Raw genomic sequence first — 16,150 nt, 5'->3', positions numbered from 1 at the left:
TTAATGTTCGTGTTTGCCACTGCAGCAGCCACCGTGGTGGTGATGGTGCTCGTGTCCGCCGCCACAACAGCCGTCGTGGTGCTCATGCTCGTGGTGATGATGCCCACAACCGCAGCCGTGGCCTTCTTCGTCGCTGTCGTGCCCACCGCAGCAGCCGCTGCCTTCTTGGTGAACATGACCGTGGGCGATCTCTTCTAATGTCGCCTCACGCACGCTGACCACTTCCACGTTGAACAGCAGCTCTTGGCCGGCAAGCATATGGTTGCCGTCAACCACCACGTAGTCATCACCGACTTCGGTGATCACAACCGGCAGTGGGCCAACATCGGTGTCAGCGATAAAGCGCATGCCCACTTCCAAGCCGTCCACACCCACAAACACGTCTTGTGGCACGCGTTGCACGAGGTTGTCGTTGTATTGGCCGTAGCCTTCTTCAGGTTTCACGCGCACTTCAAAGGTGTCGCCAACACTGTGGCCTTCAAGGGCGTTTTCCAGCCCGATGACCAAATTGTTGTGCCCTTGGATGTATTCCAACGGTTGGTTGGCTGGTGCTTCGTCGACCAAAATGCCATCTTCAGTGCGCACTTGGTAGGCAATGCCCACCACGGTATTTTTGCAATTTTCATAGGCTCTCCGCCAGTTGGTGTAAAGTGGTGCGATTATAACACGCAATCGCGCTATTCGGTTAAATTAATGGTGGCATTGATGCCAAGGTTCACATCCGCTTCGCCTGCCTCAATGGGCATGCTCTGCGCCTCAGCGGAATACATCGCCGTGGCCGCTTTGGCCATGTAAGGCCGAGGCATGCTGCCAGCATTAGAGCCAATGGTAAGATCCACAATACGGTAGCCCTTCGCGCCGAGTTGTTCGCTGATGAACTGCGCTTTTTGCTTGAAGGCGGCAATCGCCTCGGCGGTCATCTCTTTTTCAAGGCTTTGGCGCTTGGCTTTTGACAAACTAAAGCTGATGTTATCCACCGCCGCCACGCCACCAAGCTGGCTGATGAGCTGGCCGAGTTTGCCAAAATCTTGGCTTTCAATGCGGTATTGCCCGCGGTCAACCCAGCTTTCGCTGTCGGTTTTTTTGTTGTAATTAACATAGGTGTTGCGGCTCACGGTGCCTTTAGGTAAATCGAGCTTCTTCGCCGCGCTGACAATTTGGTTCATTTTGTCATTCACGCTGGCGCTGAGCGCTTTGAGATCGGTGCCCTTTTCTTCCACAAACAGCGTTGCTTGCATCACATCGCGCTCCACTTGGCGTTGGGCTTGCACGGTGAAGGTGATGTTTTGAGATGCCTGCTCTGCGCTTTCATGGGCGAGCGCAAGCACGGGGCTTAGGCAAAGTGCGGTCAACAGGGGTAAGTGTTTTTTCATCATCTGCTCCTTAGACGTGTAGCCAAAATGTCACCGGCCCGTCGTTGGTTAAACTCACCTGCATATCGGCGGCAAAAACGCCACGCTCAGTTTTGATATGCTCTTTTGCTTTGACACAAAAATCGTCATAAAGTTTTTCAGCCAACTCAGGACTAGCGCCGTTGGAAAAGCTCGGGCGCAGGCCTTTTTGTGTATCCGCCACCAGCGTGAACTGAGAAACCACCAGCAGCTCGCCGCCGGCTTGCTGCACGTTGAGGTTCATTTTACCCGCCTCATCGCTGAATACGCGGTAATTAAGCACCTTTTTCAGCAGCTGCTCACCGCGCTGAGCGTCGTCGGTTTTTTCCACGCCTAAAAGGACCAGCAAGCCGTGGCCAATTTGCCCCACGCAGCGCCCGTCAACCTCAACACTGGCGTGCTTAACGCGTTGAATCAGTGCGATCATGCCCCTCTCCTTGTTGTGCTTGCGCTTGGCTCTCAAGCGGCTCGTCGTCATGGTGTTGCAGCTCAATTAAGGCTTGTTGCAGCTTTTCTTGGCGCACTTCGTACTCGCGATTATTCGGCATTTCGCCGTTTTTAATCAGCCGCATATCCTCCAACACCGCCGTTAATTGCGCCCCGAGCAGCACAAATGTCCAGCTCAATTGAATCCACAGCAGCAAAATCGGCAGCGTTGCCATCGCGCCATAAATCAGCTGATACGACGGGAAGGCGGTGATATACCAGGTGAACGCACGCTTGCCGAGGGTGAAGAAGATCGCCGCAATCAGCGCGCCGATCATGGCATAGCGCAAATTCACCTTGGTGTTTGGCACCACGGTGTAAATCAGCGTGAACGCCAGCCAGGTGAGCAAAAACGGGATAATGCTGAGCAAATAGGTGCTGAAGGTGGCGTTGCTAAAGGCATCACTGGAAAAAATATAGGAGCTGACAATCACGCTCACGCCCAAAAAGAGCGGCCCGAGGGTGAGGATCATCCAATACATCGCAAAAGAGACAAACAGTGTGCGCGAGTTGGTGTTGGGCCAAATGTCATTCAAAGTGCGGTCAATGGAGGAGATCAACATTAGGGCCACCACAATCAAACCGATGATCCCCACGCCACTCATTTTCTTCGAGTTTTCGACAAATTCGTTGATGTAATCTTGCACCACACCGCCGGTTTGTGGCGCGAAGTTGCTGAAGATCATATTTTGCACCTCGCCGCTAATCTCCTTAAACACCGGGAAGGCGGAGAAGATCGCAAGGCTGACCATCACCAACGGCACCAGCGCCAACATGGTGCTGTAGGTCAAATAGCCCGCCGCCATGTTGAGCTTATTTTCGTTGTAGCGATGCCAAAAGAGTTTTAAAAAAATTAACGTATTTGAAGTGTAATGGGTCATTGTGTTATTCCGTTGTGACATTGAGCCAATTGTGTAACAGTTGCTGGCCGTGTTCGCTGATAAACGATTCGGGGTGAAACTGCACCCCGAACAAAGGCAAAGTGCGGTGGGCTACCGCCATCAACACATCGTGCTGATCGCAGGCGATCGGCACCAACGCCGGTGGCAGGCTCTCACGCGCAATCGCCCACGAATGATAAAGGCCTATTTTAAAGGATTGTGGCAGATTTTTAAACAAAGGCGAGGGCACCAATGTGCGCAATTGCCCCACTTGCCCGTGGCGCACCGCGCTGAGGTTGTAAAGCCGCGCGCCGAAAAAGTCACACAGCATCTGATGGCCCAAACACACGCCTAAAATCACCTTTTGGGTGTGAAATTGCGCCAAAAAGTCATACAGTTGCGGGTACGCCCGCGGCACATCAGGCCCAGGCGAAATCAAAACATGGCTAAATTGATCCATCGCTTGCGCCGGCAAATCTTCGGTTTTGCACACGTGCAGCGCGTCTAACGGCAAGCGTTTGAGCAAATCCACCAAATTGTAGCTAAACGAATCGTGGTTATCCACCAGCAGCACACTCGCCACCACAGCCTCCTTTCAAAAGCGCTAGTATAACGCAAAAGTGCGGTCGGGCGACCGCACTTTGATGCCTAGTTGCCTAGTTGGCTGCCCGCACGCGGTAGCTTTTTTGCGCTTTGTCCACTTTATACAAGTAGTTGCGTGCCTGCGCCGATGGGTGGCGGGTGGTTAATATGCGATAAACCTGCTCTGGCAGCAAGGAGTTGATGATGCGCACGGCTTCGTCTTTGTCTTGCGAGAACACGCGCAGCACCGCACCCGCGCCGCTGTTGTAGGCGGAGATGACCGCAAAGCGCCGTGAGGTTGGGTCGGTGATGCCGGCAAGGTATTTGTTTTGCAACAGCCACAAATAGGACGTGCCCGCATCAATATTGCGATGTGGGTCAAACAAATATTGCCGCGACGGCTGCCCGCGCATGCCTTTCATTCTAAACACATCGGCACCCGCGGTGTGAGGCACCACTTGCATCAAGCCCATGGCGTTGGCGTAGCTGATCGCATACGGGTTGAAGCTCGATTCGGTTTGCATAATGCCCAAAATCAGGCTTTCGTCGATGTTGTAATGGCGCGCGGCTTTGCGCACAAACGGCACATATTTTTGCGCACGGATGTTGATGTGGTTGGCAATCATCGGGATGGTGACAAATTCCACCAATTGGCCGTTGCTCAAGCGGCGTGTTTGCAGCTTGTTGGCGAGCAAATAATTGGCAAATTCATTGGCACCTGCCACGGTGTTGATGCTGCGGCCGGCTTGGTCAACCACCTGGCCGGAGAGGAACGGGCGCGAGCTGATTGGCACGTCGCCGTCGGCAAACAAGTCAATGCCGTTGGCATCCGATCCCATCAACAAGGTGTGCACGATGGTTTTTTTCAAACGGTAGGCGTCCATCCCCAGCGTTTCGATGGTGATTCGCCCCTCGTCAAAGCTGATGTGGCTACGGGTGTTGTATTGGTCGGTGTACTTCACGTAGTCTTTGCGGCTGGCCACCAGCAATTCGTTGACACCCCATTTGCTGTCGATATTGTGTGAAAACTGCCCAGTTAAAATATCTAAACCCCGCATATCTTTGGCGAAGGCGTCGTCGTAATCAAAAGGGCGGTTTTTTTTGGACGTTGATGAGCCACAGGCCACCAGAAAAGGAATAATCAGTAACGGCAAATATTTTTTCATGGCACCCTGCCTATTTTTCTGGCGCAACATAGCCTTCGATGTGGACGTTCTTCCCTTCAAACAAAAAGCCTTTCATTTCGGTTTCTAACAAGGCGCGATGTTCAGGGTTCATCATGTTGAGCTTTTTCTCATTGACCAGCATGGTCTGTTTTTTCATCCACTCGCCCCACGCTTGCTTGCTGATGGAGTCGAAAATGCGTTTGCCAAGCTCGCCTGGGTAGAGTTGAAAATCCAGCCCTTCGGCTTCTTTTTGCAGGTATTCACAAAAAACTGTTCGTGCCATGTCGTCATCCTTTTACATCTTATTTTATTATCAGACAGTGATTTCGCCATTTTGTTGCATGCGCGATAACATCTCAAGCAATGTTTTCACCGGCGCTGCCAAGCCAATTTTGGCATTTGACTGTAAATTATACCAATAATTTGCCCCGCTCGATACGCCTGCGGCATAATCTGCGGCGATTTCTTCGACTTTGTCGCCCACGCGCGCCACCAGTGGGTGAATATCCAAATGAAAATGGCTAAACGTGTGGCGAAACATCGGCAGCGCTTGCACCTTGCGCGCACCGCACTTTTGCAACAATAAAAGTGCGGTCGGCTTATCCTCACATTGCGGAAAGGCATAAAGCCCGCCCCACAGCCCTGTGGCGGGGCGCTGTTGCAACAACACGGCATTGTCATTGAGCAACAGCACAAAATAACACTGCTTTTCAGGCAGCGCTTTTTTCGGCTTTTTGCCAGGGTAAGCCTGCCAGTTGTCGTTAGCATTGGCGAGGCATTGCGTGCTCAGCGGGCACAAACCGCACTTTGGTTTGCTGCGAGTACACACCATCGCGCCGATGTCCATCATCGCTTGGTTAAACTCCGCCACCTGCTCAGTGGGGGTGACCTGCGCGCTCAGCGCCCACAGCGCATCACTCACTGCCTTTTCACCCGGCCAGCCGGCGATGGCAAAAACGCGTGATAGCACGCGCTTGACGTTGCCGTCTAAAATCGCATAAGGCGCTTGGTGGCATGAGGATAAAATCGCCCCCGCCGTGCTCTGCCCCACCCCGGGCAGCGCGAGCACCTGCTCAAAGCGAGTTGGAAATTCGCCGCCGTGCTCATCACGCACCGTTTGCGCCGCTTTGTGCAAATTGCGCGCGCGGGCGTAATAGCCAAGGCCTGTCCACAAATGCAGCACCTCATCAAGTGGTGCATTAGCCAACTCGGTGATGGTCGGGAAGGTGGCGATAAAACGCTCAAAATACGGGATCACCGTCGCCACTTGCGTTTGTTGCAGCATCACCTCAGAGAGCCACACTTTGTACGGCGTTTTATTTTGCTGCCACGGCAATTGCTTGCGCCCAAAGCGGTCATACCACGCCAGCACCGCGCGGGCAAAGGGTGCCGATGTGCTCGATTGCGCTTGCATAAGCCCTCATTCTTTTGAAATAAAACCGCACTTTACCTGATCGAGGGCTGAAAATCGAGCCTTTCGGCCCGCATTGCACGAATTCGCAAAAGTGGATTTAGCGTTATATAAAAAAATAAATCACGCACAAAAAAAAGGGCTAATTTTCTTTCAAAAATGCCTAAAAGCCCGCAAATTTTATCGAAAAAGGACATCACACCGCCCGAACTCGATTAACTTTTGATATTAATCAATTCTCACGCAAGTTGATTCAAGCAAGATGATTTTAACGATGTGAAGGCATCTTCGCGTTATGTTAGTGATAATTAACATAATTAAAAAGGAGACAATTATGGCTGGACGAAAAAAATGGGCCTTGGCAGGGCTTGGCGTTTTTGCCCTGGGTGCGTTAGCGCTGTGGGGCGCGCAACAGGTGTTTCATTACACCAACACCACTGAGTTTTGTGTCAGCTGTCACTCCATGCACACGCCGCAAAAAGAGTGGGAAGGCAGCAATCACTTTATGAACAAGCGCGGCATTCGCGCCGAGTGTCACGACTGCCACGTGCCGCACAGTGGGCTGGATTACCTGAAAACCAAAATCATGGCGGTGAAAGACGTGTGGGGCGAGCTGACGGGCAAAATCCCAGATGAGGAGGCCTACGAAAAACACCGCTTAGCGATGGCGCAATCGGTGTGGAAAACGATGAAAGAGCAAGACTCGGCCACTTGCCGCTCATGCCACAACACCGAGGCATGGCTATTACATGAGCAATCCAAAACCGCACAAAAAATGCATAAAGGCATGCAAGAAAGCGGGCAAACCTGTATCGACTGCCACAAAGGCATTGTTCATTTTATGCCAGAAATGGACAGCACCGCCAGCGGCCAAGCGGGCATCAGCGGTGGCGATTTTAGCGAGCAAAATAAAACGCTCTACACCACCCAAATTGCCAGCGCCAACGTCGGCGATGGCCAAGTGCGGTTGATGCCGTATGCCGAGGTCAACGACTGGAAACTCGAGGGCGAAAACGTGCAAGGTGCGGTGCGTGGCTGGCAACAAGCTGGCGCGGAAAACTTGATTTATCAAGACCTTGGCAAGCGCATTTTGGTCGCCGTGTTAGACGATGATGCCAAAAGTGCGGTCAAAGTGGCGAAAACAGTGCACGATGACGTTACCAACGCCGATTGGAGCGAGGTGAGTGTGGCGATGCAAGCGCCAAAATCAATGCTCACGGCCAATATCAAAGGCTTGAATAGCTATGGTGACAACCTCAACCAAACCCATTGCGGCACCTGCCATGCGGTGATTGGCGCGGATCACTACACCGCCAACCAATGGATTGGGGTGATCAACTCGATGAAAGATCGCACCTCGATGAACGATGAGCAAGTGCGGGCGCTGACCATTTATCTGCAACATCACGCCAAAGACAGCCAAAGCGCTGATAACGAAAAATAAGGGGGCTGTATGAAAAAGATGAATCAATCACGCAGAACATTTTTGAAAAAAGGCTCAATTGCCGGCGTCGGGCTGGCATCCTTCGGCTCACTGCCGGCCAGCGCGTGGGCTGAGGCAGGCAAAAGTGCGGTCAACACCCGCACGGTGGTCTCCGCCGCGCACTGGGGGCCGCTGGGCATTGTGGTGGAAGATGAAAAGGTGGTCAAATCAGGCCCCGCCATTGAAGCGCCCGTGACCAACGAGCTGCAAGAAGTGGTGCCAGAGCAAGTTCACACCAAAACGCGGGTGAAATACCCTATGGTGCGCAAAAGCTATTTGGAAAACCCAGGCAAGAGCGACACCAGCCTGCGCGGGCGCGATGAGTGGGTGCGCGTGTCGTGGGACAAAGCCCTTGAGCTGGTTCACACCCAATTACAAGATGTGCGCAAACGCGAGGGCGCCAGCGGCATTTTTGCCGGCTCCTATGGCTGGAAAAGCTCTGGCGCCTTGCACAGCTGCCGCACTTTGTTGCACCGCTTTATGAATGTCACCGGCGGCTTTGTCGGCCACAAAGGGGACTACTCCACTGGTGCGGCGCAAATCATTATGCCCCATGTGCTTGGCACCATTGAGGTGTATGAGCAACAAACCAGCTGGGAGACGATTTTATCCGACAGCGAAATTGTGGTGCTGTGGTCTGCCAACCCGATGACCACCTTGCGCATTGCGTGGACCTCCACCGATCAGCAAGGCATTGCCTATTATAAAAAGCTCAAAGAAAGCGGCAAGCGTGTGATCTGCATTGACCCGGTGCGCAGTGAAACCTGCGAATATTTGGGCGCGGAGTGGATCCCGCTGCACACGGCAACCGATGTGCCGCTGATGCTGGGCATGGCGCACACGTTGATTGTTGAAAACAAGCTCGATAAAGACTTTTTGAAACACTACACCAAAGGCTATGACAAATTTGAGCCTTATGTCCTCGGCCAAGAAGATGGCGTGGTGAAAGACGCGGCGTGGGCCAGCCAAATTTGTGGCGTGCCAGCGGAGACTATCCGCCAATTGGCGCTGGATTTTGCCAGCCACCGCACCATGCTGATGGCCGGCTGGGGCATGCAGCGCCAACAACACGGCGAGCAAGCCCACTGGATGCTGGTCACTCTCGCCTCCATGCTCGGGCAAATCGGCCTGCCAGGAGGCGGCTTTGGCTTGAGTTATCACTACTCCAACGGCGGCGTGCCAACCACCACGGGTGGTAAAATCAGCGCCATTTCTGCCAACACGGGCAGCGCGCGCAACACCAGTGATATGTCGTGGAAGGCCAAAGTTTCAGGCCTAAGCTTCCCGCTGGCGCGCATCGCCGATGTGCTGCTCAACCCAGGTGAAAAAATAGATTTCAACGGCGCAACTGTGACCTACCCTGATATCAAATTCATCTACTGGACCGGCGGCAACCCGTTTGTTCATCACCAAGACACCAATAAGCTTGTCAAAGCTTGGCAGCGGCCTGAAACCATTGTGGTGAATGAAATTTATTGGACGCCAACGGCGCGCATGGCGGATATTGTGCTGCCGGTGACCACCTCGTATGAGCGCAATGATTTGACCATGAGTGGCGATTATTCCAACTTGAATATCTTCCCGATGAAAAAGGTGGTGGAGCCGCAATTTGAGGCGCGCAACGACTACGATGTGTTTGCCCAGCTGGCCAAAATGGCGGGCGTTGAAGAGCAATTCACCGAGGGCAAATCAGAGATGGATTGGCTGCGGGAGTTTTATCAAACCGCGTTTGACAGCGCGCGCCAAAATCGGGTGGTGATCCCACGTTTTGACGATTTTTGGGAAGAGAACAAACCGCTGACCTTTAAAGCCAAAGACAAAGCCAAACAGTGGGTGCGCTATGGGGATTTCCGCAAAGACCCGCTGCTCAACCCACTCGGCACGCCGTCGGGCAAAATCGAGATATACTCCGATGTGGTGGCGAAGATGAACTACGACGATTGCAAAGGCCACGCGATGTGGTTTGTGCCAGAGGAATACGCTGGCAACGTCACCGACGAGGCGCCACTGGCGCTCATCACGCCGCACCCGTATTATCGCCTGCACAGCCAGTTGTGCTTTTCAGAGCATTTGCGTGGGCACTACACGGTGCAAGGGCGTGAGCCGATTGTGATTCACCCTGATGATGCCAAAGCGCGCGGCATCAATGACGGCGATGTGGTGCGCGTGTTCAACAAACGCGGGCAAGTGCTCGCCGGCGCTGTAGTCAGCGATGGCGTGATTAAAGGTACTGTCTGCTTGCATGAGGGCGCGTGGTTTGACCCAGCCGAGCTCAACGGCGAGCCAATTTGTAAGTTTGGCAACCCGAATGTGCTGACCATCGACAAAGGCTCATCCAAGCTTGCGCAAGCCACTGCGCCGAACACAGCCATTGTGCAGGTGGAAAAATTCACTGGCACCTTGCCGCCAGTGACAGTGTTTGACGAGCCGCAGTATAAAACTGCGTAAACGAGCGCCACGCTATATAGCCCAATAAAGTGCGTTGCCTTTATTGGGCTTTTTTTGTGCGTTTTTTGTCTAAAATTTAACCTTTACACAGGGAAAGCGAGGGATTTTCTTGTTTCGCTTGCCGGCCTTGATAGAATTTAGCTGTTTAAAAATAACACGATATTTAACCCTCAATTGAATTAAAGGATATTAAAATGACCATTAGCGCACGCAATCAACTTTCTGCCAAAGTAAAAACCATCAAATCAGGCGCGGTGAACGACCAAATCGAACTGAGTCTCAACGACAGCGAAACTTTGGTGGCGGTGATCACCAGCGAAAGCACCCAAAACTTAAGCCTTAGCGAAGGCCGCGATGTAGTGGCGGTGTTTAAAGCGCCTTCTGTGATCCTCTCAACAGACGACAGCCTTGTATTCTCTGCCCGCAACCAACTGCGCGGTGTGGTTGAAAGCGTCAACCACGGTGCCGTGAACTGTGAAGTGCTGGTAAAAACCCAAGGTGGCGCACAAATTGTCGCGATCATCACCGAAACCAGCGCGAAAAACATGAACCTTGCCCAAGGCAGCAATGTGCAAGTGTTGGTGAAAGCCTCTCACGTTTTATTGGCGGTGAAAAAATAAGTTTCTCGCCCAAACAAAAAGCCGCTCATAGCAGCGGCTTTTTTATGCGAAATTGTTTTAGATGTGAATCGCCATGCAAAAACTCAGCACAGTGATAATCGCCACCGAGTAGCCGAAGATTTTGCGCGCCCACTTGCCACGCTCGGCGGCACTGGGTTTCACCCTTTGCAACGCCACTTGCAGCCACATGCCGCTTAACACCCAAAGTGCGGTCAAATAGACCCAGCCGGTATAGCCCAGCACGGTCAAAAGGGATGCAATCACGGCAAAGGCGGCGATGGTGACAATCATGTGCACGCGCGTGGTGGCAAAGCTCACCCGCAGCGGCAGCACAGGGATGTTGGCTTTGAGGTAATCTTTGTCGCGGAAGATCGCAATGGCATACGCGTGTGGCAGCTGCCAAATCGAGAACATCGCGAACAAAATCCAATAGGCCGCATCGGCTTGGTTGGTCACCGCGGCATAGCCAATCACCGGCGGAATGGCGCCAGAGAAGCTGCCAATCAACGTGCCCCAAATGGAGTGGCGTTTGAAATACAAGCTATACAAGCCAACGTACACGCCGTAGCCAAACAAGGCCGATTTCACCGCCAAATCTCCGCAATACGACAACACCAGCACGCCCGCGGAAAGCAGCGCGATGGAATAGATAAGTGCGGTTTTAACCGCCATGTGGCCGGTGACCAGCACACGGTTGCGCGTGCGGCTCATGGTGCCGTCAATGTCGCGGTCAATGATATTATTGGCGACACAGCCTGAGGCAATCACCAACATCGTGCCCAGCAGCGCCGAGAGCAAGGTGAGCAGGTGAAATTCATCGCGCGCAGCTAAAAAATAGCCGCCGAGCACGGCAATGGCATTGCCGCTGACAATCCCAGGCTTGGTGACTTGCACCCACGAGGTTGTCATTAAACGCGATTTTAAACTCATCAACTCACTCATAGCCACTCCCGTTAGCCGTGCATCATGTTGGCGTTGAGGTTATACATCACCCACAATGAGCCGACAATCACAATCGCCACAATCACCAAGGTAAAGCCGAGAGAAAAGGCGTTCCAGCGTTGTTTTTGGCTGGTGTCGATGTGCAGGAAGTAATAAACCTGCACAATCACTTGCACCACCGCCATGGCGGCCACCAACAACAGTGCGCTTTGCTGGCTCAATGTGCCGCCCATCACGGCGACAAACGGCACCACGGTCAAAAAGACCGAAATCACAAAGCCGATGATGTATTGCTTGCGTGCAGCACACGCGTTGAACGGCTGAGAATCATGATGACTCATTGCAATACCCCCGCAAGATAAACTAAAGAGAACACGCAAATCCAGATAATATCTAAGAAGTGCCAGAACAGGCTCAAGCATTTCAAGCGCATCACGTTTTCACCGCTGAGGCCGTCGCGACGCAGCAAAAAGAGCATGCTCACAAGCCAAATCACACCGAAGGTCACGTGCAAGCCGTGGGTGCCCACTAGGGTGAAGAAGGAGGATAAAAACGCGCTCACGGTTGGGTCAATGCCTTGGCTGATCAGATGATGGAACTCATAAAGCTCCATCGCCAAAAAGCCTAAACCGAAAAGTGCGGTCACGATCAGCCATTGATAAACGCGTTTTAAGTCGTTACTAAACGCGCTGATCATGGCAAAGCCAAACGTGATAGAGCTGATTAACAACAAGAAGGTTTCGACCAGCACAAACGGCAGCTCGAAAATCTCTTTCGGTGTTGGACCCTCTGCCACGCCCACGTGCAAAATGGTGTAGGTGGCAAACAGGGATGCAAACAAAATACAGTCGGTCATCAAATAGAGCCAAAAGCCAAAGACTTTGGTTTCGCTCATGTCGTGATGATCGGCGTGGGTTTTGTCACCAAGCTGGTGAAAGCCACCTTCTAACGGTGGCAATTGAACATGTGCCATTATTTCACTCCTGCAATTCGATCATAATGCGCCTCTTCGGTGCGTTCAACTTCTTCCACTGGGATGATGTGGTCGTTGTCACGCCAGAAGGCATAGCCAATGGTTAAGGCAAACATCGCGATGGTAGTGGCAATCACCATCCACCAAATGTGCCAGACAAAGCCAAAGCCAAAGCCGAGGCTCAGCAGCGCCAGCAACACACCCACAGAGGTGTTGTTTGGCATGTGAATTGGGCTGTAATGGGCAGGCTTGCTGCTTGGTGTCCAGCCGTTGTCTTTCAAATCTGCCAGCGCATCAACATCACGGATAACCGGAATTTGCGCAAAGTTGTAGCTTGGCGGTGGTGAGGCTGTTGCCCATTCCAAGGTGCGGCCATCCCACGGGTCGCCGGTGACATCTTGCAATTGATGACGGTTTTTGAAGCTGACATAGAACATAATGAATTGGCAGGCAATGCCGAGCAAAATCAAGAATGCCCCGATGGCAGCCACAATCAGCCACATTTGCCACACTGGGTTATCGTAGTGGTTGGTGCGGCGCGTCATGCCCAAGAAGCCGAGCACATACAGCGGCATAAAGGCGACATAGAAGCCAGTGATCCAGAACCAAAACGCGCGTTTGCCCCATTTTTCATCGAGCTTGAAGCCAAACATTTTCGGCCACCAGAAACTCATGCCCGCGAAGTAACCAAATACCGCACCACCTAAAATGGTGTTGTGGAAGTGCGCAATCAAGAACAAGCTGTTGTGCAATACAAAGTTTGCCCCTGGTACGGAGAGCATTACCCCTGTCATCCCGCCGATGGCGAAGGTGACCAAAAAGCCGAGTGTCCACAGCACAGGCACAGTGAATTGCACTTTACCTTTATACATGGTGAACAACCAGTTGAACACTTTCACCCCAGTTGGGATGGCGATGATCATGGTGGTGATCCCAAAGAAGGCGTTCACGTTCGCGCCTGAGCCCATGGTGAAGAAGTGGTGCAACCACACGATAAAGCTCAAAATCGCAATAACCATGGTGGCATAAACCATACTGGTGTAACCAAACAGGCGTTTTTTCGCAAAAGTAGAGATTACCTCTGAGAAAATACCAAAGGCCGGCAGCACCAAAATATACACCTCAGGGTGACCCCACATCCAAATGAGGTTGATATACATCATCATGTTTCCACCCGCGTCGTTGGTGAAAAAGTGCATATCAAGATAACGGTCAAGGGAGAGCATGAACAAGGTGCCGGTTAAAATCGGGAACGAGGCCACAATCAACAAGCTTGCGCACAGTGATGTCCAAGTGAACACGGGCATGCGCATGTAAGTCATGCCCGGGGCGCGCATTTTAATGATGGTGACGATAAAGTTCACACCACTAAGCAAGGTGCCCAAGCCCGATATTTGCAGTGCCCAGATGTAGTAATCCATCCCCACCGTCGGGCTATACTCCAGCCCCGAGAGCGGCGGATACGCCAACCACCCGGTGGCAGCAAAATCCCCGATGATGAGTGACAAGTTGACCAACACCACGCCGACCACATAAAGCCAAAAGCTCAATGAGTTCAAGAACGGGAAGGCCACATCGCGCGCGCCGATTTGCAGCGGCAGCACCACGTTCATCAAGCCCACCACCAATGGCATCGCCACAAAGAAGATCATGATCACGCCGTGGGCGGTGAACACTTGGTCGTAGTGGTGCGGTGGCAAGTAGCCCAAATCTGGCGCGTTGGCCAGCATTTGGTGAGTACGCATCATGATCGCATCGGCAAAGCCACGCACCAGCATGACAATAGACACGATGATATACATAATCCCGATTTTTTTGTGGTCAACCGTGGTCAACCAATTGCGCCACAAAGGGCCCCATGCTTTGAAGTAGGTGATCCCGCCTAAAACCGCAACACCGCCTAAAATCATAAAGATAAAAGCGCCTAAAATAATCGGCTCGTGCAAAAAGGCCAGGGAATCCCACGAAAGTTTACCTAATAACATTTCCATCGCAAATTCCTTTACTGTTGTGTCGCTGAATGCGAATGTTCAGCCCCGTGTGAATGCTCATGGTGCTCATGCTCATGGCTGTGTTGGTGCTCACCGCCGCTGTGGCCCATTGCGTGGCCGCCGTGGCTAAAGTGCCCGCCAAACTCGTTGAGAATGTAGCTAAACAAGCCGTTTTCCACACTTGAGTAATACGTCACAGGGTTATTTTCACTTGGTTTTGACAACGCTTTGTATTCCGCCAAGGTCAGCGCGGTGTTGCTTGACCGCACTTTGTCAACCCAAGCATCAAAGGCCGCTTTGTCATCGGCGTGAACTTTAAAGGTCATGCCCGAGAAGCCCGAGCCGCTGTAGTTAGACGACAAGCCTTGGTATACGCCCGGGTGGTCGGCAATCAAGTGCAATTGGGTTTGCATCGCGGCCATGGTGTAGATTTGGCTGCCCAATTGCGGGATAAAGAAGGAATTCATCACCGAGTTGGATGTGATTTTGAATTTCACCGCTTTGCCCACCGGCAGCGCCATTTCGTTGACCACCGCGATATTTTGCTCAGGGTAGATAAAGAGCCATTTCCAATCCATGGAGACCACTTCAATGGTCATGGTGTCTTCCTCTGGCGCCAATGGGCGGTATGGATCGAGCTCGTGGGTGGTTTTCCACGTGATGGTGGCAAGAATGGCGATGATAAAGATTGGGATAGCCCACATGACAAATTCAATTTTGTTGCTGTGAGCCCAGTTTGGTTCATAATCTTTATCAGCGTCAGGGCGGTTGTGACGGTATTTCCACGCGAAGTAGAAGGTCATCACAATAACGGGGATAACAACAATGAGCATTAAGCCTGTTGCTGTTAAAATTAGGTTGCGCTCTGCTTCACCCACTTGCCCTTTGGGGTCTAAGATGCCCCCCGAGCAGCCCGCGAGTAAGAGCAGCAAGCAAGAACCCAATATCCAAGCGACGGATTTTGATTTTCTCATCACATTCAACCTCTGTGAGTTTTAGTTATGCTGCAAAAAGTGTTAAGAATAAGGAGTATAAATCGTTAAGTGCAGTCTTTTTCAATAAGCCCTGCGCGTGTGCGGCATTTGATGATGTGTGGGCTTATTTGGTGGTCTATTATAGGGTTTGTTAATGGCTCTCGCAAGAAATTAACATTTTTAATACAAAATTTTGTGATTTTCTTTTAGGACGATCACAAAAAACCGCACTTTTGATTGAGTTCCAGCGCTCGGTGGGTGTTTTGTTCTTGGTCATAACTCCGCCATTTCGTTTTTCTTTTCCTTGTTCTCTTTTATGACTCCGTCATCACGCTACGGTTTCGCCGTTGGCGACTTCCTTTCTTTGCTTGTCCAAAGAAAGGAAGCAAAGAAACGACATTTTGCCCCTGTCCATAAGATATTCGCTTAGCGCCAAATTGCTACGGCTCGCTCGGGATCAAACCCTCACTCGCCTAGCACTTTAGGCACACGCTCAGCATCTTATTCCGGGGGCGATCGCATCATTAAGTTTTATTTTTGAAAAACCAAAAGTGCGGTTAAGCATGATTTAAAAATGCGGTTTTGCGATCTAAGCGACCGCACTTTGATGTTTAAAACACGGAGTGATGGAGTTCGATCCCGCCATTTTTCGCGCGGAAATGGAGCGGTTGGATGAATTTCAAGGAAGCATTTGAGCGCCTGCATCAAATGCGACGTAGAAATTCCCAACAAGCGAGATTTCCTTAAAAATGGCAACGCCCTTTCTTTCCCCGATTTCTTTGGGCGAGCAAAGAAATCGGGT

The 16,150-nt window shown here is 51.9% G+C and carries 17 protein-coding genes; 3 read left to right on the top strand and 14 right to left on the bottom strand.

Going from position 1 to position 16,150, the window contains the following annotated elements:
- The 8 genes from slyD to mutY all read right to left on the bottom strand — a co-directional run bounded on the left by slyD (position 1) and on the right by mutY (position 5,920).
- Positions 1 to 663, bottom strand: coding sequence for a peptidylprolyl isomerase (slyD, locus tag HPC37_RS06880; RefSeq protein WP_345790019.1), 663 nt, complete (start codon positions 661 to 663; stop codon positions 1 to 3).
- A 14-nt stretch (positions 664 to 677) separates the two neighbouring features.
- Entirely contained in the window at positions 678 to 1,373 is a 696-nt protein-coding gene (locus tag HPC37_RS06875; protein WP_208122430.1) for an SIMPL domain-containing protein, read from the bottom strand.
- A 10-nt stretch (positions 1,374 to 1,383) separates the two neighbouring features.
- Positions 1,384 to 1,818, bottom strand: a complete 435-nt coding sequence (gene dtd / locus HPC37_RS06870; RefSeq protein ID WP_208122429.1) for a D-aminoacyl-tRNA deacylase — start codon at positions 1,816 to 1,818, stop codon at positions 1,384 to 1,386.
- A complete protein-coding gene (locus HPC37_RS06865; protein WP_208122428.1) occupies positions 1,793 to 2,758 on the bottom strand; it encodes a virulence factor BrkB family protein in 966 nt (321 codons plus the stop codon). Before HPC37_RS06865 ends, dtd begins: the two co-directional genes overlap by 26 nt.
- Before the next feature lie 4 nt (positions 2,759 to 2,762).
- Positions 2,763 to 3,344: an anthranilate synthase component II gene (locus HPC37_RS06860; RefSeq protein ID WP_208122427.1), complete on the bottom strand. Its 582-nt coding sequence runs from the start codon at positions 3,342 to 3,344 to the stop codon at positions 2,763 to 2,765.
- Positions 3,345 to 3,414: 70 nt separating this feature from the next.
- Entirely contained in the window at positions 3,415 to 4,506 is a 1,092-nt protein-coding gene (gene mltC, locus HPC37_RS06855; RefSeq protein WP_208122426.1) for a membrane-bound lytic murein transglycosylase MltC, read from the bottom strand.
- A 10-nt stretch (positions 4,507 to 4,516) separates the two neighbouring features.
- Entirely contained in the window at positions 4,517 to 4,789 is a 273-nt protein-coding gene (locus HPC37_RS06850) for an oxidative damage protection protein (RefSeq protein WP_208122425.1), read from the bottom strand.
- Positions 4,790 to 4,819: 30 nt separating this feature from the next.
- Positions 4,820 to 5,920 (bottom strand): A/G-specific adenine glycosylase, encoded by a 1,101-nt coding sequence (mutY, locus tag HPC37_RS06845; protein ID WP_208122424.1) that lies wholly within the window; start codon positions 5,918 to 5,920, stop codon positions 4,820 to 4,822.
- A gap of 331 nt (positions 5,921 to 6,251) precedes the next feature.
- Between mutY and HPC37_RS06840 the strand changes: the two genes are divergently transcribed.
- The 3 genes from HPC37_RS06840 (at position 6,252) to HPC37_RS06830 (ending at position 10,468) form a co-directional block, all read left to right on the top strand.
- On the top strand, positions 6,252 to 7,361 hold the full coding sequence (locus HPC37_RS06840) for a NapC/NirT family cytochrome c (RefSeq protein WP_208122423.1): 1,110 nt from the start codon (positions 6,252 to 6,254) through the stop codon (positions 7,359 to 7,361).
- A gap of 9 nt (positions 7,362 to 7,370) precedes the next feature.
- Positions 7,371 to 9,848 carry a trimethylamine-N-oxide reductase TorA gene (gene torA / locus HPC37_RS06835; protein ID WP_208122422.1) on the top strand — a complete coding sequence of 826 codons (2,478 nt, stop codon included), beginning with the start codon at positions 7,371 to 7,373 and terminating at the stop codon, positions 9,846 to 9,848.
- A gap of 194 nt (positions 9,849 to 10,042) precedes the next feature.
- Positions 10,043 to 10,468: a TOBE domain-containing protein gene (locus HPC37_RS06830; protein ID WP_208122421.1), complete on the top strand. Its 426-nt coding sequence runs from the start codon at positions 10,043 to 10,045 to the stop codon at positions 10,466 to 10,468.
- A gap of 57 nt (positions 10,469 to 10,525) precedes the next feature.
- Here the strand turns inward: HPC37_RS06830 and cyoE are convergent, their stop codons facing one another.
- The 6 genes from cyoE to HPC37_RS06800 all read right to left on the bottom strand — a co-directional run.
- Complete coding sequence (gene cyoE, locus HPC37_RS06825; RefSeq protein ID WP_208122420.1) at positions 10,526 to 11,410, bottom strand: heme o synthase; 885 nt, start codon at positions 11,408 to 11,410, stop codon at positions 10,526 to 10,528.
- An 11-nt stretch (positions 11,411 to 11,421) separates the two neighbouring features.
- Complete coding sequence (cyoD, locus tag HPC37_RS06820; RefSeq protein ID WP_208122419.1) at positions 11,422 to 11,751, bottom strand: cytochrome o ubiquinol oxidase subunit IV; 330 nt, start codon at positions 11,749 to 11,751, stop codon at positions 11,422 to 11,424.
- The gene (gene cyoC, locus HPC37_RS06815; protein ID WP_208122418.1) at positions 11,748 to 12,383 is read right to left on the bottom strand and encodes a cytochrome o ubiquinol oxidase subunit III; all 636 of its coding nucleotides are present in this window, start codon (positions 12,381 to 12,383) and stop codon (positions 11,748 to 11,750) included. The genes cyoD and cyoC overlap by 4 nt, the downstream gene beginning before the upstream one ends.
- On the bottom strand, positions 12,383 to 14,374 hold the full coding sequence (gene cyoB / locus HPC37_RS06810; protein WP_208122417.1) for a cytochrome o ubiquinol oxidase subunit I: 1,992 nt from the start codon (positions 14,372 to 14,374) through the stop codon (positions 12,383 to 12,385). Before cyoB ends, cyoC begins: the two co-directional genes overlap by 1 nt.
- An 11-nt stretch (positions 14,375 to 14,385) precedes the next feature.
- The gene (gene cyoA / locus HPC37_RS06805; protein ID WP_345790016.1) at positions 14,386 to 15,306 is read right to left on the bottom strand and encodes a ubiquinol oxidase subunit II; all 921 of its coding nucleotides are present in this window, start codon (positions 15,304 to 15,306) and stop codon (positions 14,386 to 14,388) included.
- Between the two features lie 573 nt (positions 15,307 to 15,879).
- The coding region (locus HPC37_RS06800) for a hypothetical protein (RefSeq protein WP_208122415.1) at positions 15,880 to 16,150 on the bottom strand (271 nt) is incomplete at its 5' end.

This window comes from Spirabiliibacterium mucosae (assembly GCF_014884965.1).
Classification (GTDB): Bacteria; Pseudomonadota; Gammaproteobacteria; order Enterobacterales; family Pasteurellaceae; genus Spirabiliibacterium; species Spirabiliibacterium mucosae.
This window is presented reverse-complemented; position numbering and strand designations above follow the sequence as displayed.

Coding starts and splice junctions, on each gene's coding strand:
- cyoB (WP_208122417.1), bottom strand. CDS start 14,374: ATGGAAATGTTATTAGGTAAACTTTCGTGGGATTCCCTGGCCTTTTTG.
- HPC37_RS06850 (WP_208122425.1), bottom strand. CDS start 4,789: ATGGCACGAACAGTTTTTTGTGAATACCTGCAAAAAGAAGCCGAAGGG.
- cyoD (WP_208122419.1), bottom strand. CDS start 11,751: ATGAGTCATCATGATTCTCAGCCGTTCAACGCGTGTGCTGCACGCAAG.
- HPC37_RS06875 (WP_208122430.1), bottom strand. CDS start 1,373: ATGAAAAAACACTTACCCCTGTTGACCGCACTTTGCCTAAGCCCCGTG.
- torA (WP_208122422.1), top strand. CDS start 7,371: ATGAAAAAGATGAATCAATCACGCAGAACATTTTTGAAAAAAGGCTCA.
- mltC (WP_208122426.1), bottom strand. CDS start 4,506: ATGAAAAAATATTTGCCGTTACTGATTATTCCTTTTCTGGTGGCCTGT.
- HPC37_RS06830 (WP_208122421.1), top strand. CDS start 10,043: ATGACCATTAGCGCACGCAATCAACTTTCTGCCAAAGTAAAAACCATC.
- HPC37_RS06840 (WP_208122423.1), top strand. CDS start 6,252: ATGGCTGGACGAAAAAAATGGGCCTTGGCAGGGCTTGGCGTTTTTGCC.
- HPC37_RS06865 (WP_208122428.1), bottom strand. CDS start 2,758: ATGACCCATTACACTTCAAATACGTTAATTTTTTTAAAACTCTTTTGG.
- cyoC (WP_208122418.1), bottom strand. CDS start 12,383: ATGGCACATGTTCAATTGCCACCGTTAGAAGGTGGCTTTCACCAGCTT.
- mutY (WP_208122424.1), bottom strand. CDS start 5,920: ATGCAAGCGCAATCGAGCACATCGGCACCCTTTGCCCGCGCGGTGCTG.
- cyoE (WP_208122420.1), bottom strand. CDS start 11,410: ATGAGTGAGTTGATGAGTTTAAAATCGCGTTTAATGACAACCTCGTGG.
- dtd (WP_208122429.1), bottom strand. CDS start 1,818: ATGATCGCACTGATTCAACGCGTTAAGCACGCCAGTGTTGAGGTTGAC.